General features: G+C 67.8%; 17 protein-coding genes and 1 tRNA gene. 7 read left to right on the forward strand and 11 right to left on the reverse strand.

Translation table 11 applies throughout. From position 1 onward, the window contains the following. Window positions 1-6: 6 nt before the first annotated feature. From CFE35_RS14355 to infA, 5 genes are all read right to left on the reverse strand, one after another. Window positions 7-82, reverse strand: a tRNA-Phe gene (locus tag CFE35_RS14355). Window positions 83-172: 90 nt separating this feature from the next. Beyond that, window positions 173-355, reverse strand: a complete 183-nt coding sequence (gene yacG, locus CFE35_RS14360; protein ID WP_292931460.1) for a DNA gyrase inhibitor YacG — start codon at window positions 353-355, stop codon at window positions 173-175. Further along, window positions 352-1,350, reverse strand: coding sequence for a ribonuclease (locus CFE35_RS14365; protein WP_292931462.1), 999 nt, complete (start codon window positions 1,348-1,350; stop codon window positions 352-354). Before CFE35_RS14365 ends, yacG begins: the two co-directional genes overlap by 4 nt. Further along, complete coding sequence (locus tag CFE35_RS14370; protein WP_292931463.1) at window positions 1,343-1,936, reverse strand: nucleoside triphosphate pyrophosphatase; 594 nt, start codon at window positions 1,934-1,936, stop codon at window positions 1,343-1,345. Before CFE35_RS14370 ends, CFE35_RS14365 begins: the two co-directional genes overlap by 8 nt. A 26-nt stretch (window positions 1,937-1,962) precedes the next feature. Beyond that, the gene (gene infA / locus CFE35_RS14375) at window positions 1,963-2,208 is read right to left on the reverse strand and encodes a translation initiation factor IF-1 (RefSeq protein WP_292931464.1); all 246 of its coding nucleotides are present in this window, start codon (window positions 2,206-2,208) and stop codon (window positions 1,963-1,965) included. Between the two features lie 245 nt (window positions 2,209-2,453). Between infA and CFE35_RS14380 the strand changes: the two genes are divergently transcribed. Next, complete coding sequence (locus tag CFE35_RS14380) at window positions 2,454-4,961, forward strand: TonB-dependent receptor (RefSeq protein ID WP_292931466.1); 2,508 nt, start codon at window positions 2,454-2,456, stop codon at window positions 4,959-4,961. Between the two features lie 19 nt (window positions 4,962-4,980). Here the strand turns inward: CFE35_RS14380 and CFE35_RS14385 are convergent, their stop codons facing one another. Then, a complete protein-coding gene (locus CFE35_RS14385) occupies window positions 4,981-5,331 on the reverse strand; it encodes a PilZ domain-containing protein (RefSeq protein ID WP_292931468.1) in 351 nt (116 codons plus the stop codon). Window positions 5,332-5,533: 202 nt separating this feature from the next. Between CFE35_RS14385 and uvrC the strand changes: the two genes are divergently transcribed. The 6 genes from uvrC (at window position 5,534) to CFE35_RS14415 (ending at window position 12,582) form a co-directional block, all read left to right on the forward strand. Continuing rightward, window positions 5,534-7,513, forward strand: a complete 1,980-nt coding sequence (gene uvrC, locus CFE35_RS14390; protein WP_292931469.1) for an excinuclease ABC subunit UvrC — start codon at window positions 5,534-5,536, stop codon at window positions 7,511-7,513. A gap of 153 nt (window positions 7,514-7,666) precedes the next feature. After that, entirely contained in the window at window positions 7,667-8,809 is a 1,143-nt protein-coding gene (locus tag CFE35_RS14395; RefSeq protein ID WP_292931470.1) for a hypothetical protein, read from the forward strand. Continuing rightward, on the forward strand, window positions 8,806-9,285 hold the full coding sequence (locus CFE35_RS14400; RefSeq protein WP_292931471.1) for a hypothetical protein: 480 nt from the start codon (window positions 8,806-8,808) through the stop codon (window positions 9,283-9,285). The genes CFE35_RS14395 and CFE35_RS14400 overlap by 4 nt, the downstream gene beginning before the upstream one ends. A 131-nt stretch (window positions 9,286-9,416) precedes the next feature. Beyond that, a complete protein-coding gene (locus tag CFE35_RS14405) occupies window positions 9,417-10,460 on the forward strand; it encodes a hypothetical protein (RefSeq protein ID WP_292931473.1) in 1,044 nt (347 codons plus the stop codon). Window positions 10,461-10,690: 230 nt separating this feature from the next. Then, the gene (locus CFE35_RS14410) at window positions 10,691-11,842 is read left to right on the forward strand and encodes a hypothetical protein (protein ID WP_292931475.1); all 1,152 of its coding nucleotides are present in this window, start codon (window positions 10,691-10,693) and stop codon (window positions 11,840-11,842) included. Next, window positions 11,842-12,582, forward strand: coding sequence for a hypothetical protein (locus tag CFE35_RS14415; RefSeq protein WP_292931477.1), 741 nt, complete (start codon window positions 11,842-11,844; stop codon window positions 12,580-12,582). The genes CFE35_RS14410 and CFE35_RS14415 overlap by 1 nt, the downstream gene beginning before the upstream one ends. Before the next feature lie 272 nt (window positions 12,583-12,854). Here CFE35_RS14415 and CFE35_RS14420 read toward each other — a convergent pair whose 3' ends face one another. The 5 genes from CFE35_RS14420 to CFE35_RS14440 form a co-directional block, all read right to left on the reverse strand. Continuing rightward, complete coding sequence (locus tag CFE35_RS14420) at window positions 12,855-13,769, reverse strand: acyl-CoA thioesterase II (RefSeq protein ID WP_292931479.1); 915 nt, start codon at window positions 13,767-13,769, stop codon at window positions 12,855-12,857. Between the two features lie 64 nt (window positions 13,770-13,833). After that, complete coding sequence (locus CFE35_RS14425) at window positions 13,834-14,682, reverse strand: transcriptional regulator (RefSeq protein WP_292931480.1); 849 nt, start codon at window positions 14,680-14,682, stop codon at window positions 13,834-13,836. Beyond that, window positions 14,679-15,881: a GNAT family N-acetyltransferase gene (locus tag CFE35_RS14430; protein ID WP_292931481.1), complete on the reverse strand. Its 1,203-nt coding sequence runs from the start codon at window positions 15,879-15,881 to the stop codon at window positions 14,679-14,681. Before CFE35_RS14430 ends, CFE35_RS14425 begins: the two co-directional genes overlap by 4 nt. Before the next feature lie 87 nt (window positions 15,882-15,968). Further along, window positions 15,969-17,345 (reverse strand): APC family permease, encoded by a 1,377-nt coding sequence (locus CFE35_RS14435; RefSeq protein ID WP_292931482.1) that lies wholly within the window; start codon window positions 17,343-17,345, stop codon window positions 15,969-15,971. Next, the gene (locus CFE35_RS14440) at window positions 17,342-18,073 is read right to left on the reverse strand and encodes a GntR family transcriptional regulator (protein WP_292931484.1); all 732 of its coding nucleotides are present in this window, start codon (window positions 18,071-18,073) and stop codon (window positions 17,342-17,344) included. Before CFE35_RS14440 ends, CFE35_RS14435 begins: the two co-directional genes overlap by 4 nt. Window positions 18,074-18,119 lie beyond the last annotated feature (46 nt).

Raw genomic sequence — 18,119 nt, forward strand, 5'->3', positions numbered from 1 at the left:
GGACAATGGTGCCCGGGGACGGAGTCGAACCGCCGACACCGTGATTTTCAGTCACGTGCTCTACCAACTGAGCTACCCGGGCATTGCCGTCACGGCGGGCCGTCAAGGCTCTTCCGCGCGTTGGAAGCGCGCCTATGGCGAAGGCTTGGCCCCTTGTCCAGCCCCTACATGACTAAATCGCGCCATCCGGATCGCCTTCGGGATCATGCGCCGGGCCGGGCAGGGTGTAGCCCTCCTCCAGCCAGTTGACGAGATCGCGGTCGCGGCAGCGGGTGGAGCAGAACGGCGCGTGCTCTGCCACGCGCGGCTTGCGGCAGATCGGGCAGCGGCGAATAGGCGTTGCGGGCATGGTCATGCCGCAATCGCCTGCGCAAAAGCGGCGGAAAGCGCAAGCCCTGCGTCTTCCTGCCAGCGCAGCACCCGGCCGGTGCGGCGCGCAAGTTCGGCCTCCCACTCCGTCCGCATGGCGCGGCGCACGGCGGGGTGCGCCGTCAGCAGCAGCGCACCGGGCTCGGCCACGCGCTCGGCCGTCCGCAGCAGGCGGCGCGCGGCTGCGGCCGCAGGCGCGCGCGCAAACCGCGCCGCCAGCGAGGGCCGCTCCAGCCGGGAGACGAGTTGCACGAACCCGAAGCCGTTCATCCCCGTCCGCTCGCCCTGCCAGCCGGCATCGGCCAACGCAGCCGCCAGCGCCTCGTCCACTGCGCGGCGCTGCACCTTTTCCGGCAGCGAGGGGAAATCGATCCCCACCGATCCGCCCACATCCAGGCGCATCAGCGCAGCGGCAATCGCGGGCACTGCCGCCAGCGCCAGCGCGGGCAGCGGCGGCGGTCCATCGATATCGATCAGGGTCATCGCCGGTGTGGGGCTGACGATCAGATTCCCGCCTGCGAACGCCACCTCGCCCGTCAGCGCCTCGGCCACCAGATCATCCCACCCGACATCGGCAAAGGCGCGGCCCGGCACTGGCACCTGCCGCACCGGGTACGGCCCGGCGGCGAGTTCTTCCAGCAGCGCAGGCGCGGCGCGCGGGGCCTCCCCGGGCGCGGCAGGGCGCACTTGCGGCAGCTTGGCGCGGCCCTTCTCGGCAATCGCGGCGCGCGTTATGCGCACCATAACCGCGCGCCCTTCGGTCAGGCCCGGATCGAAGCCCTCGCCCAGCGCCTCGCTGCCATCGGGCAGGCGCACCGCGGCGCGGCGCGTGCCGGGAATGCGGGAAAGAAGCCGCGCTTCGGCCACTGCGCCCGCGCGCCACGGCTCGTCCCATATCACCCGCGCGGCCGCGATCTCGCCTTGATCGATAAGGACCGCGCGCTCTTCGCCGATTCCCTGCTCGACCAGCCACTCAGGCAATCGCCAGCCCCGCCGCGCGCAGCAAGCGCCGCGTTTCGAACAGCGGCAAGCCGACAACGCCCGAATGGCTCCCCGCCAGCCAGGCGCAAAAACCTTCGGCGCTGCCCTGGATGGCATAGCCGCCCGCCTTGCCGTGCCATTCGCCCCCGGCAATGTACGCCTCGATCTCCGCTGGTTCGAGCAGCTTGAACCGCACGATCGTCTCGCTCAGCGCCTCACGCAGCGTGCCATCGGGGGAGAGCACGGCGATGGCGGAGAACACGCGGTGGCGGCGACCCGAAAGCAGCGCAAGGCAGCGCCGTGCGGTCGCTTCATCCTCTGCCTTGGGCAGGATGCGCCGCCCCACGCCGACCACGGTATCGCCCGCAAGGATCAGCGCGCCGGGCGCAAGTTCCGCTGCCGCCCGCGCCTTGGCAGCGGCCAGCCGCACGGCATGTGCGCGCGGCAATTCGGCGCGCACCGGGCTTTCGTCGATATCGGTGGCGATGACCTGCGGGGATGCAATCCCCAGCCGCGCCAGCAGTTCGCGGCGGCGCGGACTGGCAGAAGCCAGAACCAGCGCGGGCGCTGCCTGATCGCCGTGCATCAGGCTGCCCCCATCTGAGCCGGGCTTCAGGACTGGCCGGGCCCTGAACGACCGGGCATGAAGCGGTAGGTGATGCGGCCCTTGGTCAGGTCATACGGCGTCAGCTCGACCAGAACCTCGTCGCCCACCAGCACGCGGATGCGGTTCTTGCGCATCTTGCCAGCGGTGTGGCCAAGGATCTCGTGGTCGTTCTCGAGCTTCACGCGGAACATCGCGTTGGGCAACAGCTCGACCACCTGGCCGCGCATTTCGAGGAGTTCTTCTTTCGCCATAGGCGGGGTCGTCTGCCTTTTCGCTGCGCGTGCCGGGCACGCATTGCTGGCGCGTCCAGCGCCCTTTCGCGGGGGCGCATAGCCGCCTCGGCGCAAAAAGGAAAGTGGGAAGCCAATTGCTGCGCTGCGACAAAATGATACGAAAGGGTCATTGTCGCGCGGCAATGGCCCGCCCTAGGAAAAAACCGGGGGCAGAAACCTTGCGCCGAGCGTTCCCGCCCGGCCCGCCGATGGGATACTGAGCGATGGTCCTGCCATATCGCGCTGCGGCTGCGGCGCTTGCACTGCTGCCATTGCCAGCGTTCGCTGCATCCGGGGCGGAGGCCCCCATCCTGCCTGATACGTCGGCTTCAGCCGGTGATCCCGAACCCGATCCCGATCCCGATGGCGATATCGTCGTCGTGGCCACGCGCGTGCGGGGGCAGGTTGAAACCGCCGTCCCGCCCATCGTCACGCTGGGCGAGGAAGACATCGCCGCCTATGGCGCAGGTTCGCTGCAATCGCTGCTCGCCGCGCTCGCCCCGCAAACGGGCACCGGGCGCGGGCGCGGCGGGGGCGCGCCGTCGGTCCTGCTCAACGGCCTTCGCATCGCCAGCTTCCGCGAAATCCGCTCGATCCCGCCCGAGGCCATCCGCCGCGTCGAAGTCCTGCCAGAAGAAGTCGCTCTCAAATACGGCTTCCGGCCCGATCAACGCGTGGTCAACTTCATCCTCAAGGACAGCTTCCGCAGCTTTGGCACGGAAACCGAAGCAGAACTGCCCGGCGCAGGCGGCTTCACCAATCTCAGCGAGGAGATGACCCTCACCCGCATCGAAAAGGGCAGCCGCCTCAACCTCACCGGCACGCTGGAACGCCGCTCGCCGCTGACCGAGGCGGAGCGCGGGATCATCCAGCCTGCAACCGCTGGCGTGGCCACGATCTCCACTGATCCAAAGCAAGGCGATTTTCGCACGCTGCTGGCCGATGCGCGCAGCGCGGTGCTCAACGGCACCTGGGCCAAGTCACTCGGCACCGGCGCGTCGATCGCGCTCAATGGCCTGGTCCAGCGCAATGACAACCACAGCCTCAACGGCCTCAACAGCGTTATCTTCACCGGTCCCGACGGCAGCCTGACCCAGCGCACCACCTTGCTCCCCGCACCGCTCGCCAGCCGCACCGTCGCCGATACCGTCTCTGGCGGGGCCACGCTCAATCTCCCGCTCGGCGCATGGCAGCTCGCGTGGACGGCAGACGGCAGCCGTGTCTCCACCACCACCACGATCGATTCGCGCGCAGACCTTGCCGGGCTGCAAACGCTGGTCGATCAGGGCGCGCTGTCTCCCACCGCCGCCCTGCCTGCCGCCGCGATCCTGCCGCTTCCCGCCGGGATCGCGCGCAGCAGGTCTGATAGCGCGACCACGCTTGCCACTTTCACCGGCTCCCCGCTACGCCTGCCGGGCGGGCAGGCCGCGCTGACGGTGAAGGCCGGGTTCGCCTGGTCCGCCCTGCGTTCGGAAGATTCGCGCCAGCTTGCCGCCCCTGCCCGCCTGCGGCGCGGCGATGCGCAGGCCGGGCTCAGCCTCGATCTGCCCATCACCAGCCGCCGCGAAGGCTTCGGCGCTGCGCTCGGCGATATTTCGCTCAACCTCAACGCCGAGGCGCACAACGTCTCCGATTTCGGCAGCCTCTCTGCGTGGGGTGCGGGCATCACCTGGGGCGTCACGCCCAAGCTGACCTTTGCCGCCAACTATATCGCCAGTGAAAAGGCACCGGGCCTTGCCGATCTCGGCGCGCCGGCCACCGTCACCACCGGCGTCGCGCTCTATGATTTCACGCGGGGGGAAAGTGTGCTCGCCGCCGTCATCACCGGCGGCAACCCGGCGCTCAAAAAGGAACGCCAGCGCGATATCAAGCTCTCCGCCAACTGGGATCTGCCCATCGGCAAGGAAACCGGCTTGCTCGTCGAATATTTCCGCAACCGCTCGCTGGATACCACGAACGCCTTTCCGCTGCTCACCCCCGATGTCGAAGCGGCCTTTCCCGGCCGGGTCACGCGCGATAACGCGGGCCGCATCGTGAGCGTGGACCAGCGCGCGGTGACCTTTGCCGAAACCACCGGTTCGCGCCTGCGCGCCAGCCTCAATTTCGGCGGCGCTTTCGGCAAGCCCGATCCGGCTGCGCGGCGCGGTGCCTTTGCGGGCATGCGCGGTGGCGGCAGGCCAAATGGCGCAGCTGGCAGTGGGGCAGGCGGCAGCGGGGGTGGACGCGGGCGCGGCCCCAGCGCCGATGGTCGCGGGCACTGGAACCTCAGCCTCGCCTTTACACAGGAGCTGGACGAAACCGCGCGCCTTGTCCCGGGCGGCCGCGTGCTCGATCTGCTTGATGGCGATGCGCTTTCAGGCGCAGGCATCGCGCGGCGCAGCGCCACGCTGGAGGGCGGCGGGTTCTATCGCGGCTTCGGCCTGCGCCTGTCCGGGACATATGCCGCAGGAACCCGCGTCGATGGCTCCGGCCTGCCGGGCGCGAGCACGCTCCGGTTCGGTGATCTTGCCACGTTCAACGTGCGCGGCTTCGTCGATCTCGGCCGCATGGCCAAGCTCACCCAGCGCGCGCCGTTCTTCAAGGGCACGCGGCTCGCGTTCGGGGTCAACAACTTGCTCGACGGGGTGCAGAAAGTGACCGACCAGACCGGTGCGACCCCGCTGCGCTACCAGCGCGGCTACCTCAATCCCGAAGGCCGCGTATTTTCCATCGAACTGCGCAAGCAGTTCTGACCGTCAGCCGGTCTGATACTCAGCCGGGCCGGCGCAGTCGGGGACCGCCCTGCACGAACATGCGCGCATTGCGCCGCATCTGCTCGGCCTCATGCTCGGCATAGGCATCGGCAAGATGGCGGACGTTGACAACGTCGTGCAGCGGCAGCGGCTCTTCGAACACGATGCCAAAGCGGGCACCTTTCGCCCACACCACGTTGCCGAACACGTCCAGACCCGCAGCCTTCACCACCACGCCCGCGCCCGCGCCGGGCAGCCGCCCCGCCAGCGTCACGCGTGCCCCCGTCTGCGAAAGATCGTCGAGCAAGGTATTCTCCAACCCATGCAGCATCTGCACTTTGGCCGGAATGCATAGACGGACGCGCGGCATCGCCCGGCGTCCAGTCAGTTGCTGCCCGGGAAACACTGGGAGGGCGGATATGTTGCTCATCACGCGCAGCCATGCGCCAGCACCAGTTAACCGGCACTCGCCAAGCCCCTAGCAGGATTCCCCTAGAGGCCGTCCGCTGCGCGGGGATATCTGCCCGCTGCCCCTCCCCAAACCGCCACAGGGCGACTATCTCGAACGCGCCATGGCCCGCCGCGACACCCCTCCTGCGTCCGATACGCATTCCGGCCCGCAAGTGCCCGAACCTCTCCTCCCGCAGGCTTCGGAGCGCTTTAACGAAGACAAGGCGACCTACACCGTTCGCGGAGCCGAACAGCCGGATATCGAGCGCGGGGTCGCCGCCATCCGCGAAGTCGTCGCCACGTTGAAGCCCAAGCCCGGCGTCTACCGCATGCACGATGCGCGCGGCGATGTGCTCTATGTCGGCAAGGCGCGCGCGCTGAAAAACCGCGTGGCGAACTACACCCAGGTCGATCGCCTGCCCCAGCGCCTCAAGCGCATGGTCAGCCAGACGCGCTCGATGACCATCGTCACGACCAATTCGGAAGCCGAGGCGCTGCTGCTCGAAGCGCAGCTGATCAAGCGCTACCGCCCGCCCTACAACGTGCTGCTGCGCGATGATAAATCGTTCCCATTCATCCTCTTGCGCGGCGATCACGCCTTCCCGCGCATCTCCAAGCATCGCGGTGCGCGCCGTGCCAAAGGCAACTATTACGGCCCCTTCGCCAGTGCCGGTTCTGTCAACACCACGATCAACGCGCTGCAGAAGCTGTTCCTCCTGCGCAGTTGCAACGATGGCTTCATGTCGCGCCGGGATCGGCCCTGCCTGCTCTACCAGATCAAGCGCTGCTCGGCCCCTTGCGTCGATCGCATCAGCGAGGGCGACTACGCCGAACTCGTGCGGCAGGCGAAGGACTTCCTCGGCGGCAAATCGGGCGCGGTGCAAAAGGAAATCGAAGCGCAGATGACCGAGGCCGCCGAAGCGCTCGATTACGAGCGCGCGGCGATGCTGCGGGATCGGCTGCGCGCCGCCACGTTCATTCAGGGCAGCCAGGCGGTGAACGCCGAAGGCGTTGGCGATGCGGACGTGTTCGCAATGGCCAACAAGGGCGGCCAGATCAGCATCCAGGCCTTCTTCATCCGCGGCGGGCAGAACTGGGGCCACCGCGCCTTCTTCCCCGGCCATACCGAAGGGCTGGAGGAGCACGAAGTGATGACCAGCTTCCTCGCCCAGTTCTACGAGGAAGTCCCCCCGCCGCGCCTGATCCTCGTCGACCGGGAACTCCCCGAAGCCGACCTCCTCGCCGAAGCGCTGCACGGCGCGGCGGGCGGCAAGGTCGAAGTGTCGGTCCCCCAGCGCGGGGATCGCCGCCGCCTGATGGAACAAGCCCAGCGCAATGCGGTCGAGGCGCTGGAACGCCGCATGGCCGAAAGCGGCACCAAGGCGCGGACCTGGCGCGAAATGGCGGAGTTTCTGGAACTCGGCGAAACGCCGAGCCGCGTCGAAGTCTACGACAACTCCCATGTTCAGGGCGCGCATGCCTTGGGCGCGATGATTGTGGCGGGTCCGGAGGGCTTCATGACCGGCCAGTACCGCAAGTGGAACATCAAGACCGCGCAGACCAACGACGATTTCGGCATGATGCGCGAAGTGTTCCAGCGCCGCTTCGCCAAAGCACAGGACGAGGATCCGGACCGCGAGGCGGGCATGTGGCCTGATTTGGTGCTGATCGACGGCGGCAAGGGCCAGCTCTCCGCCGCGCGTGAGACGCTGGAGGCCATGGGCATCGAGGACGTCACCCTCATCGGCATCGCCAAAGGCCCGCACCATGGGCGCGAGGGGCGCGAGGTGTTCCACTTCATGGATGGGCGCGAGAAGATGCTGCCCGTGAACTCGCCCGTGCTGTTCCACCTCCAGCGCCTGCGCGACGAGGTCCACCGCTTCGCCATCGGCGCGCACCGCGCCAAGCGCAGCCGCGCGATCACCGCCAGCCCGCTCGATGAAGTGCCCGGCATCGGCCCGGCCCGCAAACGCGCGCTGCTGCTGCATTTCGGCACTGCCGGCAAAGTCCGCGCCGCCAGTCTGGAAGACCTCCAGCGCGCGCCCGGGGTCAGCGGCGCCGTCGCGCAGGCGGTCTATGACTTTTACCATCCCGGAGCCTGATTTTCGTCATAATTCAGTCAATTATGCGCGATGTGTAGGGATAGATACGCAGCCGCTGCTTGAACCGATTTCCACCTTGCTCGGCCATACCGTCCGCCATGGCCGCTTCCCCCCACGAAGCGGCTGCAACCCAGGCGAAACGGGAGCAGCAACGTGGCGCGAAACCGAATGTTCAAGGCATTGCTGGCGAAAGCCGCGCTGCTCGGCGCATGCAGCGCCGCCTGCGGCATCGCGGCACCATTAGCCAGCGCGCAAGAAGCCGCACCAGATGCCACAAGCGTGTTGCGCGCGGTCCGCGCCGCCAAAGCTGCTGCCGAAGCCGCAGAAGCGGCTGTTGCAGCCGTGCCAGCCGCCCCCGCCGAGCTTCATGCACCGCCCGCGCCGACCGCGCCGCCGGTGCTCACATTCGCCGCCGCCCCCGCTCAGGACGCAGCGCCGGTAGCGCCCCAGGAAGCCCCGAGTGAACTCCTCGGCAACGGCGCGGCCATGCCCGTTGGCAGCGCAAAGCTGCTCGCCTCGCTGAGCGCAGAGCGTGCCTCAGAAGCTCCACCTCCGACCCCCGCGCCCCTAGCCCCGCTCGCCGCGCCCACCCTGCTGGCCACCCTCGGCGCGGCTCCGGTCAGCCTGCCTTCTGCCGCCGCACTCGAAGCTGCCGTCGCCGCCCAGACCACACCTATCCTCCCGCCTGCACCGGTCTACGCTGCGGCCCCGGCAGCATCAGCGCCCCCCCGCGCGCTCTATGCCGCCGCCACGTATGTCCCGCCGCGCCGCCGCCGCTCAGCCGTCCCATCCGGCAACGCCCGCTTCATGCGCGCGGTCGTCTCCACCGCCGCCGTCTCGGTCGAAATGCCCGATGTCGGCCGCCAGATCTCGCCGCTCGGGATCATGCTGGGCCAGCTCGTCACTTCGCAGGAAACCCCCGGCAGCCAGTATGGCCTCGCCGAGGAAATGGCGATGCCCACCCGCCCGCGCCTGATGTCGATGCCCGAAGTCGCGGTGCCGCAGGGCTTCTGCTCACCGCAGCAGCGCGGAGCTTTCATGGAAGGGATCTATCAGCCCGCCATGGCCATCGCCCGCCACAACGGCGAAGTTGCCGCCGCTTATGTGCGCAAGCTGCGCACGCTCTACGACAACTACCAGCTGAGCGGCGATACCCGCGCGCAGGCCGCCATCGCCGCCGAAGCCAAGGATTTTGCGCGCACCGCCAACGCCGCCGGCTCCATTCAGGAAGAGCTGTCCGGCCAGTTCGAAGACATCATGACCGCACCCGTCACCACATGTGGAGCCAGCCAATGAGCCGCCGCCTCTCCCGCGCCATCGCAACGCTCGCCCTTTTCAGCCTCGTTATGGCCGCGCCCGCACAGGCCGCCTGCATCGATCGCCAGACCGCCACCGCTGCGCGCATCCACCAGTTCGAAACGATGATGATGGTGGTGTCGCTGCGCTGCAATCGCATCGGCTATGATATGCGCGGCACCTATGAAGGCATGGTCACGGCGCATCAGGCCCCGTTCGGCCAGGCCGCCACGCGCCTGCGCCATTTCCTTGGCGGCGACGGGATCGATCCGCACAGTGGCGGCTTCGATCGCTATGCCACGATCCTGGGCAACAGCTACGGCGGCGGCGCAACCAGCTTCGCCACGTGCCAGACCCTCGATCAGGTCGCGGGCGAGCTGGCCAAAGTGCCCGACGTGCGCCTCCTCGCGCAAGTCGCCGAAACGCTGATCGCCCGCCCCAAACTCGATGAAATGGCCTGTGCGGCGGAGAACTGACCCGCCCCCCTCACAAAACACGGTGAGTTTGGAGTTAACCGCAAGCCTTTGGCACTCGTCCACCACTCGCAGGTGAAACTGCCGCACAGGGAACCGATCAATCAGGCTGCCAGCAGCATGAGGAGCACACGATGCGCATGAAACGCCTTGGCCTTGCTGCCACGCCCGTCCTGCTTGCGGCGCTGGCCGCCTTGGCCGCGCCGCCCGCCGCCGCGCAGACAGCCGCTGGCGCAGCGCAGGCCGCCGCACCCAACGGAGTCGGCTCAGCCTTCGAACTCACGTTCTGGCAATCGGTCACCGGCAGCGAGGATCCCGCCAGCTACGAAGCCTATCTCGCGCGCTATCCCGATGGCACGTTCAGCGGGCTGGCCCGCGCCCGGATCGCCGCGATCCAGCGCGCCGCAGCCGTTCAGCCTGCCGCAGCGCCTGCGCCAGAACCCATTGCAGCCCCCGCCCCGATCTCGGTGCCTGCCGTGCTCACCCTGCCGCAATCCGCCGCGCCGCTCGCACCGATCCCGGCGGCTGTCGCCAGCGCACCATCTGCCGCACCGACCTCAGCCCCGGCCAACCTCCAGCAGCCTGCCCTGGCCGAAGCAGCCCCCTCGCCGCTCGCCCGCCTGCTCGCGCAGCTGCGCAGCTCAGGCGACCCTGCCGCGCAAGGCACCGCCGTCGCGCCCGCGCCTGATGCCGCTCCGCTCGTCACGCCGGTGCAACCAGTCCAGCCGCTGGCCGCCACCGCGCCCGGCCTGAGCCAGCCCGCCCAAATCCAGCCTGCTTATGCCCCCGCGCCAGTTGCCAATTCAGCCGCCAATCCGGGCGCAAACTATGCGTCCGCCCGGCCGCTGCTGCTGCCGGTGCCCGATGTTGCCTTGCCCGGCTCGTTCTGCAGCAATGATGCGCGCAACTTGTTCCACAACAATACCTATCGCCCGGCGGTCGAAGTCGCCACGCGCAACAACGAGGCCGCTATCGCCTACTTGCGCCAACTCCAGCAGACCTACGACCGGGGCCAGCTTGGCCGCGACACCGCAGTCCTCAATGCCATCGCCGCAGAAGCCCGCGCTTATCAGGCCGAAGCCGCCCGCGCCTATACCGTGCAGGCTGCGCTGGTGCGCCAGTTCGATGCCCTGATGACCGTGCCGCTGCGTCCCTGCGCCGCGCCGATGGCCCAATGATGCAGGCGTGCTGATCCAGTCGCGCCCATATCGACTTCGAATCTTTACCATCGTGTGATAGGGACATTTCCTGATCCAGCCTTCGCAAGGGCTTGGCGGCAAACGAACCGAGGGGCACGGTGGTTAACAGGGGTATTGTCAGCGCGGACACGCGCGTCCGGCATAAGTCGGCACGCTGGCTCGCGGCAATCGCCGCAGTGCCCTTGGCACTTGCGCTGCCAGCTTCCGCGTTGGCACAAGGTGCTGCTGCCACCGGCGTCGGCTCGCAGTTTGAACTGACCTTCTGGCAATCGGTCGAAAGCGGTGATGATGCCGCGCTTTATGAAGCCTATCTGGCGCAGTACCCCGATGGCACGTTCGCCGCGCTCGCGCGTGTAAAGCTCGCAAAGCTGCGCCAAGCCATGCCTGCCCCTGGTCCGGCGCAAATCGCCCCGCCGCCTGCCGTAGCCCCGGCAATGGCCCCGGTGCCGCCTCCCGCGCTGCCCCAACCACCGGTCATCACCGCAGCAGCGCCCCCGAAGCCCGCGGTGGCCCCGCAAACCCCGGCACCGGCAACACGGCAGCTCGCTGCTGCCAAGGCAGTGCCACCGCCAGCCCCCCTGCCCGCCCCCTTGCCCGCATCACGCGAACGGATCGCCCCCCGCGATGCGTCCGAATCAGCGCCCTACGTCACCCCTGCACCGCCCGTCGAACCGGCGGGAGAGAATGCTGACAGTGCCGCCCTGCGCCGCCTGCTTGGCGCGCTGGGCGATAGCCAGCGCACCGGCGCGCCGCCGCCCGCTCCGATCGTCGACGTAGCCGAAACAGCGCCTGCCGATGGCGCGCAAGTCGCCGCACCAGCACCGTCTGCCGTGCCTGCTGCCGCACCGGGCGCTGCCGCCCCGCGCCTTGTCGAAGTGGCCAGACCGGCAGCCCCCTCGGCCGCTTTGGGCCCGCCCCTCGCGGTGCCCGATGCCGCTGCGCTGTCGGCCAGCACTGTCGCCGCAGCCGATCCGCACCCGATCGCGGTCGGCCCGCTGCCGTCCAGCTTCGTGATGCCGTCGCGGCCCCGGCTCGCCCAGATTCCTCCGCTGGCCTTCCCGGTCAGCTTCTGTTCGGCCGAAGCGCGCAACGCTTTCCACGATAGCACCTACATCACTGCGGTCGATGCGGCGAAGCGCAACAACGATACCGCTATCGCCTACTTGCGCCAGCTTCAGGACCTCTACGATTCCAACCAGCTTTCAGGCGATATCAATCCGGTCAACGCCGTCGCCGCCGAAGCGCGCGCGTATGGCCCCGTTGCTGCTGCTGCGTTCAACGCGCAATCGGTGCTGGTAAACGCCTTCTCCGCGCTAATGGCCGTCCCGATCGTGGCCTGCGAAACGCCTCGCCAGCCATGATGTCATCGCATCTGCTGCGCCGCGCCGGGCCGGTTGCGGCGCTGGCGCTGGCGTTTGCCCCGGCGACAGCAGAAGCAGCAGAAGCGGCCCGAGCCAACTGCCCCGATGCGGCGACCGTGCAAGCTGCCCGCGTTGTCGAGTTCCAGACGATGATGATGGGCGTTTCAGTGCGCTGCAAGCATGTCAGCGTGCCGATCAGCGATCACCTCGACGAAATGACCTCTGCGCGCCGCACCACGCTCACAAGCGCAAACGACCGGGTCGCTGCGTTCCTGCGCAACTTGCCGGCAAAGGGCGCACCGGCAGCCGCGCCCGCCGCCTCGGCCCCGCCCGCAACTGCGCCCGCCAAACCTGCTACTGGCAAACCTGCGGCGGGCAAAGCTCTCGCCAAGGCAACTCTCGCAAACGCGCTGCCGACAAAGGCGGCTCCCGGAAAGAGCGTAACCAAGGCTCCCGTAAAAGGCGCCCCCGCCAAAGCCGCCCCTGCGCCCCCGGCCACGGCAAAGCCTGCGGCCAAAATCTCGCGCCGCACCGATCCGTTTGATCGCTACCTCACCATGATCGGCAACCAGTATGGCGCGGGCATGACCACGCTGCAGCGCTGCAAGGCCTTCGATGCTATCGTGGTGGCCCTGTCGGACAAGACCAACACCGACCGGTTGCTGACGATGGTGTCCTCCTCACTCGTACAGGTCACCCTGCTCGAAGCGATCGTGAACTGCCCGCCGGGCAAGCCATAGAGCTTAGAGCACTTTCCGACCAATCTGGCTCACTGCGACGGAGCCGATTTTGGCCGAGTGCAAGGAGAGAGGAGGGAGCAATGCTGAAGCATTGTGACCGACGATCGACGCGGCAATCGGCCAAAAGGGGCCCGCACCGGAGGGGTTGCCGCAGGAAGCCCCTCGGACAGCGTCACCTTGCTTGGACGGGCTACCAGTCCGCCCGGCGCAAGGTTCCTTGCCGGGAGGCTTCCTGCGGCAATCGCGGTGAGCCAGATTGGTCGGAAAGTGCTCTAGTCGGCAGACGTCTTCGTCAGCGGGCGGATCAGCCCTTCCTGCGCCACATTGGCCACCAGCCGGCCATCGCGCGTGAAGATGCGCCCACGGTTAAACCCGCGCGCGCGCCCGGCCCATGGGCTGTCGCACACATAGAGCAGCCATTCGTCGGCGCGAAAATCGTCGTGGAACCAGATCGCGTGATCGAGGCTCGCGCCCATCATGTTGCCCTTGGCCCAGCTGATGTCGTGCGGCAGCGGCGCGGTGCCCAGCAGCGGCATGTCGCTGGCATAGGCGAGCACTGCGCGGTGCAGCTTGGGATCATCGGGCAGCGGCGCCACAGCGCGCATCCAGGTGTGTGACAAAGGCTCGCGCGGGCCTGCGCCCATCCAGTGCCGCGTCTCCACCGGGCGCAGTTCGATCGGCCGCGCCTCCAGCATCATGCGGCGCATCCGCTCGGGCACCTTGTCGGCATATTCGGCGCGCAGATCCTGCTCGCTGCGCAGGCTTTCCGGCTCCGGCACGTGCGGCATCGCTTCGGCGTGCTCCACCCCCGGCTCGCGCTTGTGGAACGAGGCGACCATCGTCAGGATCGGCCGCAGGTTTCCGCTCGCGTCGGGTTGGCTGGCCACCACGCGCCGGTTGGCAAAGCTCCCGCCATCGAGATCGCGCATCACCTCGAAATCGATGCCGAAATCCTCGCTGCCGCCGCGCAGGAAATAAGCGTGGAGCGAATGGACCGGACGGTCCTCGGGCACCGTGCGCTCGGCGCTCGCCAGCGCCTGCCCGATCACCTGCCCGCCAAACACACGGCCCACCCCGCCCGGCTTGCGCGCGCCGGAAAAGTGATCGCCGCCCTGATCGGCCACATCCAGCAGACGCAGCAAGCCGGCGACGAGATCGGCGGGATCGGAGTTGGAAGTTTCGCTCATAAGCTCAGCGCATTGCCCAGCCTGCCGTTTGCGTCAACGGAAAGCTGGCATCAGCCCAAATGCATCAGCCAAAGAGGGGCAGCCGCCGCAGCACCCGCCAGCCCGCCGCCTTCACCCGGTTATCCTGCGGCCAGCGCCCCGGCGCACGCGGGCGCAGCCCGGCCAGGCGCAGCACGCGGTTGAACGCGCGCGCGTCCGCTTCGGCAAAGCTCCATTCCGAACGCCACGTGATCGAAAGCGAAATGGCGCTGCCTGGCCCGTTCCTCACATAGTGCGGCGCCATCACCGGCACATAAAGCGCCTCGCCCGGCCGCAGCTTCCATTCGGTGCCGCCGCGCGCCAGATCATCGGTCCAGAACAGCTCGCGCCCGCCGCCCGTGTGATAGCCCTCATGCGTCTCGTCCGGCGCATACTTCGGGTTCCCTTGCGGAAACATCGTCATCGTCTTCACACCCGCCAGATGCAGCAGGATGTTGTGCTCCGGATCGAAGTGATAGGGCGTCACCCCGTGCGGGCTGGTGATGAACACAAAGCCTTGTGGGCGCAGCATGGTCCCGGTCTTCGCCTCGATCACCGGGCGCAGTTCCTCCAGCAGCGCCAGCAGCAGATCGCGGTAGGCGGACACCTGCTCGATGTTCTTGAGCGCGGCCCAACTCCCCGTCTCGCCAATGCGGCGGATCGTCTCGCCAATGCCAAGCCCGTTGGCGGGCGGCACGATCCCGTTCAGCCCCACCGGCAGATCGGCGCGGTTATACTCGCGCGACGTTTCCGGCAGCGCCTCGGCCAGGTCGGCCAATGCCTCCAGCGTCAGCAGCGGGTGCCCGCGCAGATCGTGCGTCAGCCGGTGCGGCACTTCGGGATAGGCCGCGGCAAAGGCCGTGCGGGCTTGCGGAGGAAACGCGGAAAAGCTCATGCCAGACCTTGTGAGATGCGGGGCGGACTGCGGGACAATTCAAGGGACACGAGGCGGCCAAACACCGAACGCCGCGCCGCGCCGCCAATCGCGATGGAAACCCGGCCCAGCGGACGCCGCTCGCGCCACAACGAATCGATCATCGGGTGATCGGGCGCAGCGCAGCTGTCGGCCCAGCACACCTCCGGCCGCTCCAGCAGCGCCAGATTTTCCAGCTGCAGCAGCACACCGGGCGAAAACCGGGCATAGCGCTCATCGAACGCGGTCTTGTAGGAAAATGCCCCCGGCGGCGCGATAAGGCTCGCCAGCATGGCAATCGGCTGGCCGTCCAGCTCAAGGCTCAGCCGTTCAAGGCAGCCGCGCTGCGCCGCCGCCATCATCGCCTCACGAAACAGGCCCGCCGTCTCCGCCGCGCAGGCCAGCGCGCTGCCCGCACTGCCTTTCCAGCCGCGCGCCTCCAGCACAAGAAACTGCTCGATCCATGGCCCGATCCCGCCTGCGTCATCGCGGCGCACAAACGCCAGCGCCCCCTGCTCGGCAAGCCGCGCTTGCTGGCGGCGCAGTTCCTTGCGCTTCTTGCCCGGCAGGGCTTGCTCCAGATAGTCTGCCGCCACAAGGTTCGTCGCCAGCAGCGCACGTTCTTCGCGGTGCACCAGCGCCGCCTGCCGTCCCTGCCGCGCACACAGCTCCAGCAGCGCATCGGCCAGCGCGGTATCCAGCGGCAGTGCGGCCAGATGGAGAAACAGCGCCGCCCCCGGATTGCGGTCCGCCCAATCGAGCAGCCCCTCCCAGAACGCCTCTTCCGCCCCTTTGGCCACCAGCGGCGCACCCAGAAACGCGTTGGCATGAAGCCACACCGCCAGATGCGGCAGCGGATGGCGACCATAACGCCACGCGCGCTCCAAGGGGACCAGTGCCTCGGCTGCACCGCCGCGCATCAGCGCCGCGATCTGCACCCGTGCGCCGGGATCGAACCGTGCCAGCCCCGGCAGCAGATACCACGGCTCGAAAAACGGATTGGGCGTTCCTGCCCGCGCCGCCAGCCCGTCCCACACCGCCTGCGCCTCAGGCGAATCCCACGCGCGCCACGGCTGCACGGCAAAGCAGGCTGCAGCGCTGCCATCAGCGCTGGCAGCAGCTGGGCCTGCTCCGGGAAGGCCCCGCTTCCCCGGCCGCATGGTAAAGGATTCGTCGTTCAAAATCAGGTCTCCGGCCAGCAGAGCTAGCAGGACGGCCCGAACATGCAGTTAACACCTAGGTATATTTGAGGACTATATGCTGATCCTTCAGCCGCGCCTCTTGCGCAAGATGCCAAGCCCCAGCGGAATGAACCCCAGCGCCAGCCCACCAATGCCCACCGTCAGCACGATGGCGCTGAACGTGGGGATCACCCACGCCGCCACCCCGGTCATGAACAGCGCCCCGATCAGCGGCATGATCACATGGGTGAACGACTCGCGCAGGTCGGTTTTCAGCAGCCCCCGGAAATGCCACGCCGAAGCATAGCCCGTCAGCCCCATGTAAAAGCAGATCTGCAAGCCAATCGCCTCGATCGAACTCTCCAGAATGGCCGCCACCGAAGGCATGTAGGATGCGGCAAACAGCAGCACGAGCCCCAGCCCCCAGATCACCAGCGTGGCCGCCCACGGCGTCTGCCATTCGCGGTGCACGGCGGCATAGCGCGGATGCATCACGCCGGCGCGCGCCATCGAATACATGCTGCGGCTGAACTGCAGGATCTGCGTCTCCAGCGCGCCCACCGTGCTCAGCACCGTCGCCAGCACGACGAGATAGCTCCACGGCGCCGGGAAGATCTTGGCCGAAATCGCATAGAGCACGTTGGTGTTGGCAGCGGCGATTTCCTTGTCGGAAAGCGCGATCAGCACCACCGTCATCAGCACCACGAAGAAGATGATGAGATTGATCATCGCCCAGAACGCGCCTTTCGATGCATCCTCGGGCTCGGTCTCCTCGCCCAGATTCATCGTCACGTCCCAGCCCCAGTAGAAGAATACCGAGACGATGGCCCCATCGGCAAACGAGCGGAACGTGAACGAGCCCGGCGCGATCCATTCGAGCGAAGGCACATGGGCCGGGTTCGCCCCGAACCAGAACACCGCCGCGCCCAGCAGCGCCACCACGATGGCGGCCTCGATCACCGTCACCGTCACCTGCGCGGTGCTGGCGTGCTTGATCCCGCGCAGGACGATGGCGGTCACCACCGTCAGCCACACGGCAGCAATAGCGGTCACGAGCGGCGTGTTCTCCACCTCACCGGGCGCAAACAGCAGCAAGGTCGCGGTGGCGGCGGGCAGCGTGGCGGAAACCATGAACACCACCGAGGCGACCATCAGCCCCCACCCGGCGAAGAACCCCCAGACCGGGCCAAACACCGCGCCCACCCACGCAAACGCCGCGCCCGCATCGGGCATCACGCGGTTGAGCTTGGCAAAGGCGAACATGATGCCGAGCATGATGAGGCCGCTGTAGAGCAGGCTCCCCACCGAAAGCGGCCCGATGGCGGCATAGATCGTGCCGGTGGTGACTGCCACGGTGAAGGCGGGCGAGGTGCCCGCGATCCCCATGATGGTCGATTCCAGCGCCGAAAGCGCGCCCTTCGCCAGACTCGGCTGGCCTTGCTGCTCGGACGAATGCTCGCTCATGCCATAGCGCCCTCCGGTACTTTGCCCCCAACCGCACCCAGCATGTCGCTGCGGATCAGGGTGCTGCCGATATGCGCAATCCCGTCACGGATATCAGCCTCGATCGCGATCCTGAGCGCCATCGTATCGCGCCTTCGCAGCGCCGCCAGCGCCTCGCCGTGCCGGTCTACCGTGTAGTGGCCCGAAATCGTGCGGATCGCCCGGCGCAGAAACGGCCCGATCTGCAGCCACAAGGATTCGATCAGCGGCAGGAATGCCGATTGCCCTCCCGCCCCGTAAAGCACGGAATGGAAAGCATAGTTCGCGCCGATCCAGCGGTCATAATCGCGCGCGGCCTCGGCCTCGTTGATTACCGCGTCTTCCGCTTCCATCCGCGCGATCACCGCATCGGTCACATAGGGCATGGCCCGCGCCGCCGCTTCGGCCTCCAGCACGATGCGCGCCGCGATCAGGTCCTCGAAGCGCTCGATCGTCATCGGCGGAATGCGCACCCGCCGGTTGTCCATCAGTTCCAGCGCGCGTTCTGCCACCAGTTGGCGCAGCGCCTCGCGCACCGGCATCGCGCTCACGCCCAGTTCGGCGGCCAGCCCCCGGATCGTCAGCGCTTGCCCCGGCTCGATCCGGCCGAGCAGGATGCGCCGCCTGAGCCCCGCGAGCACCTGCTGGTGCAATGTGCGCGGGTCTTCACCCGTTGCTTCGATTTCCGCCGAAAGATCTGTTGCCGTCATGCCGCCATGTGATCACAAATCTGCGCCCGCGCCAAGCGCGATTGAC

The organism is Novosphingobium sp. PASSN1 (assembly GCF_002278815.1).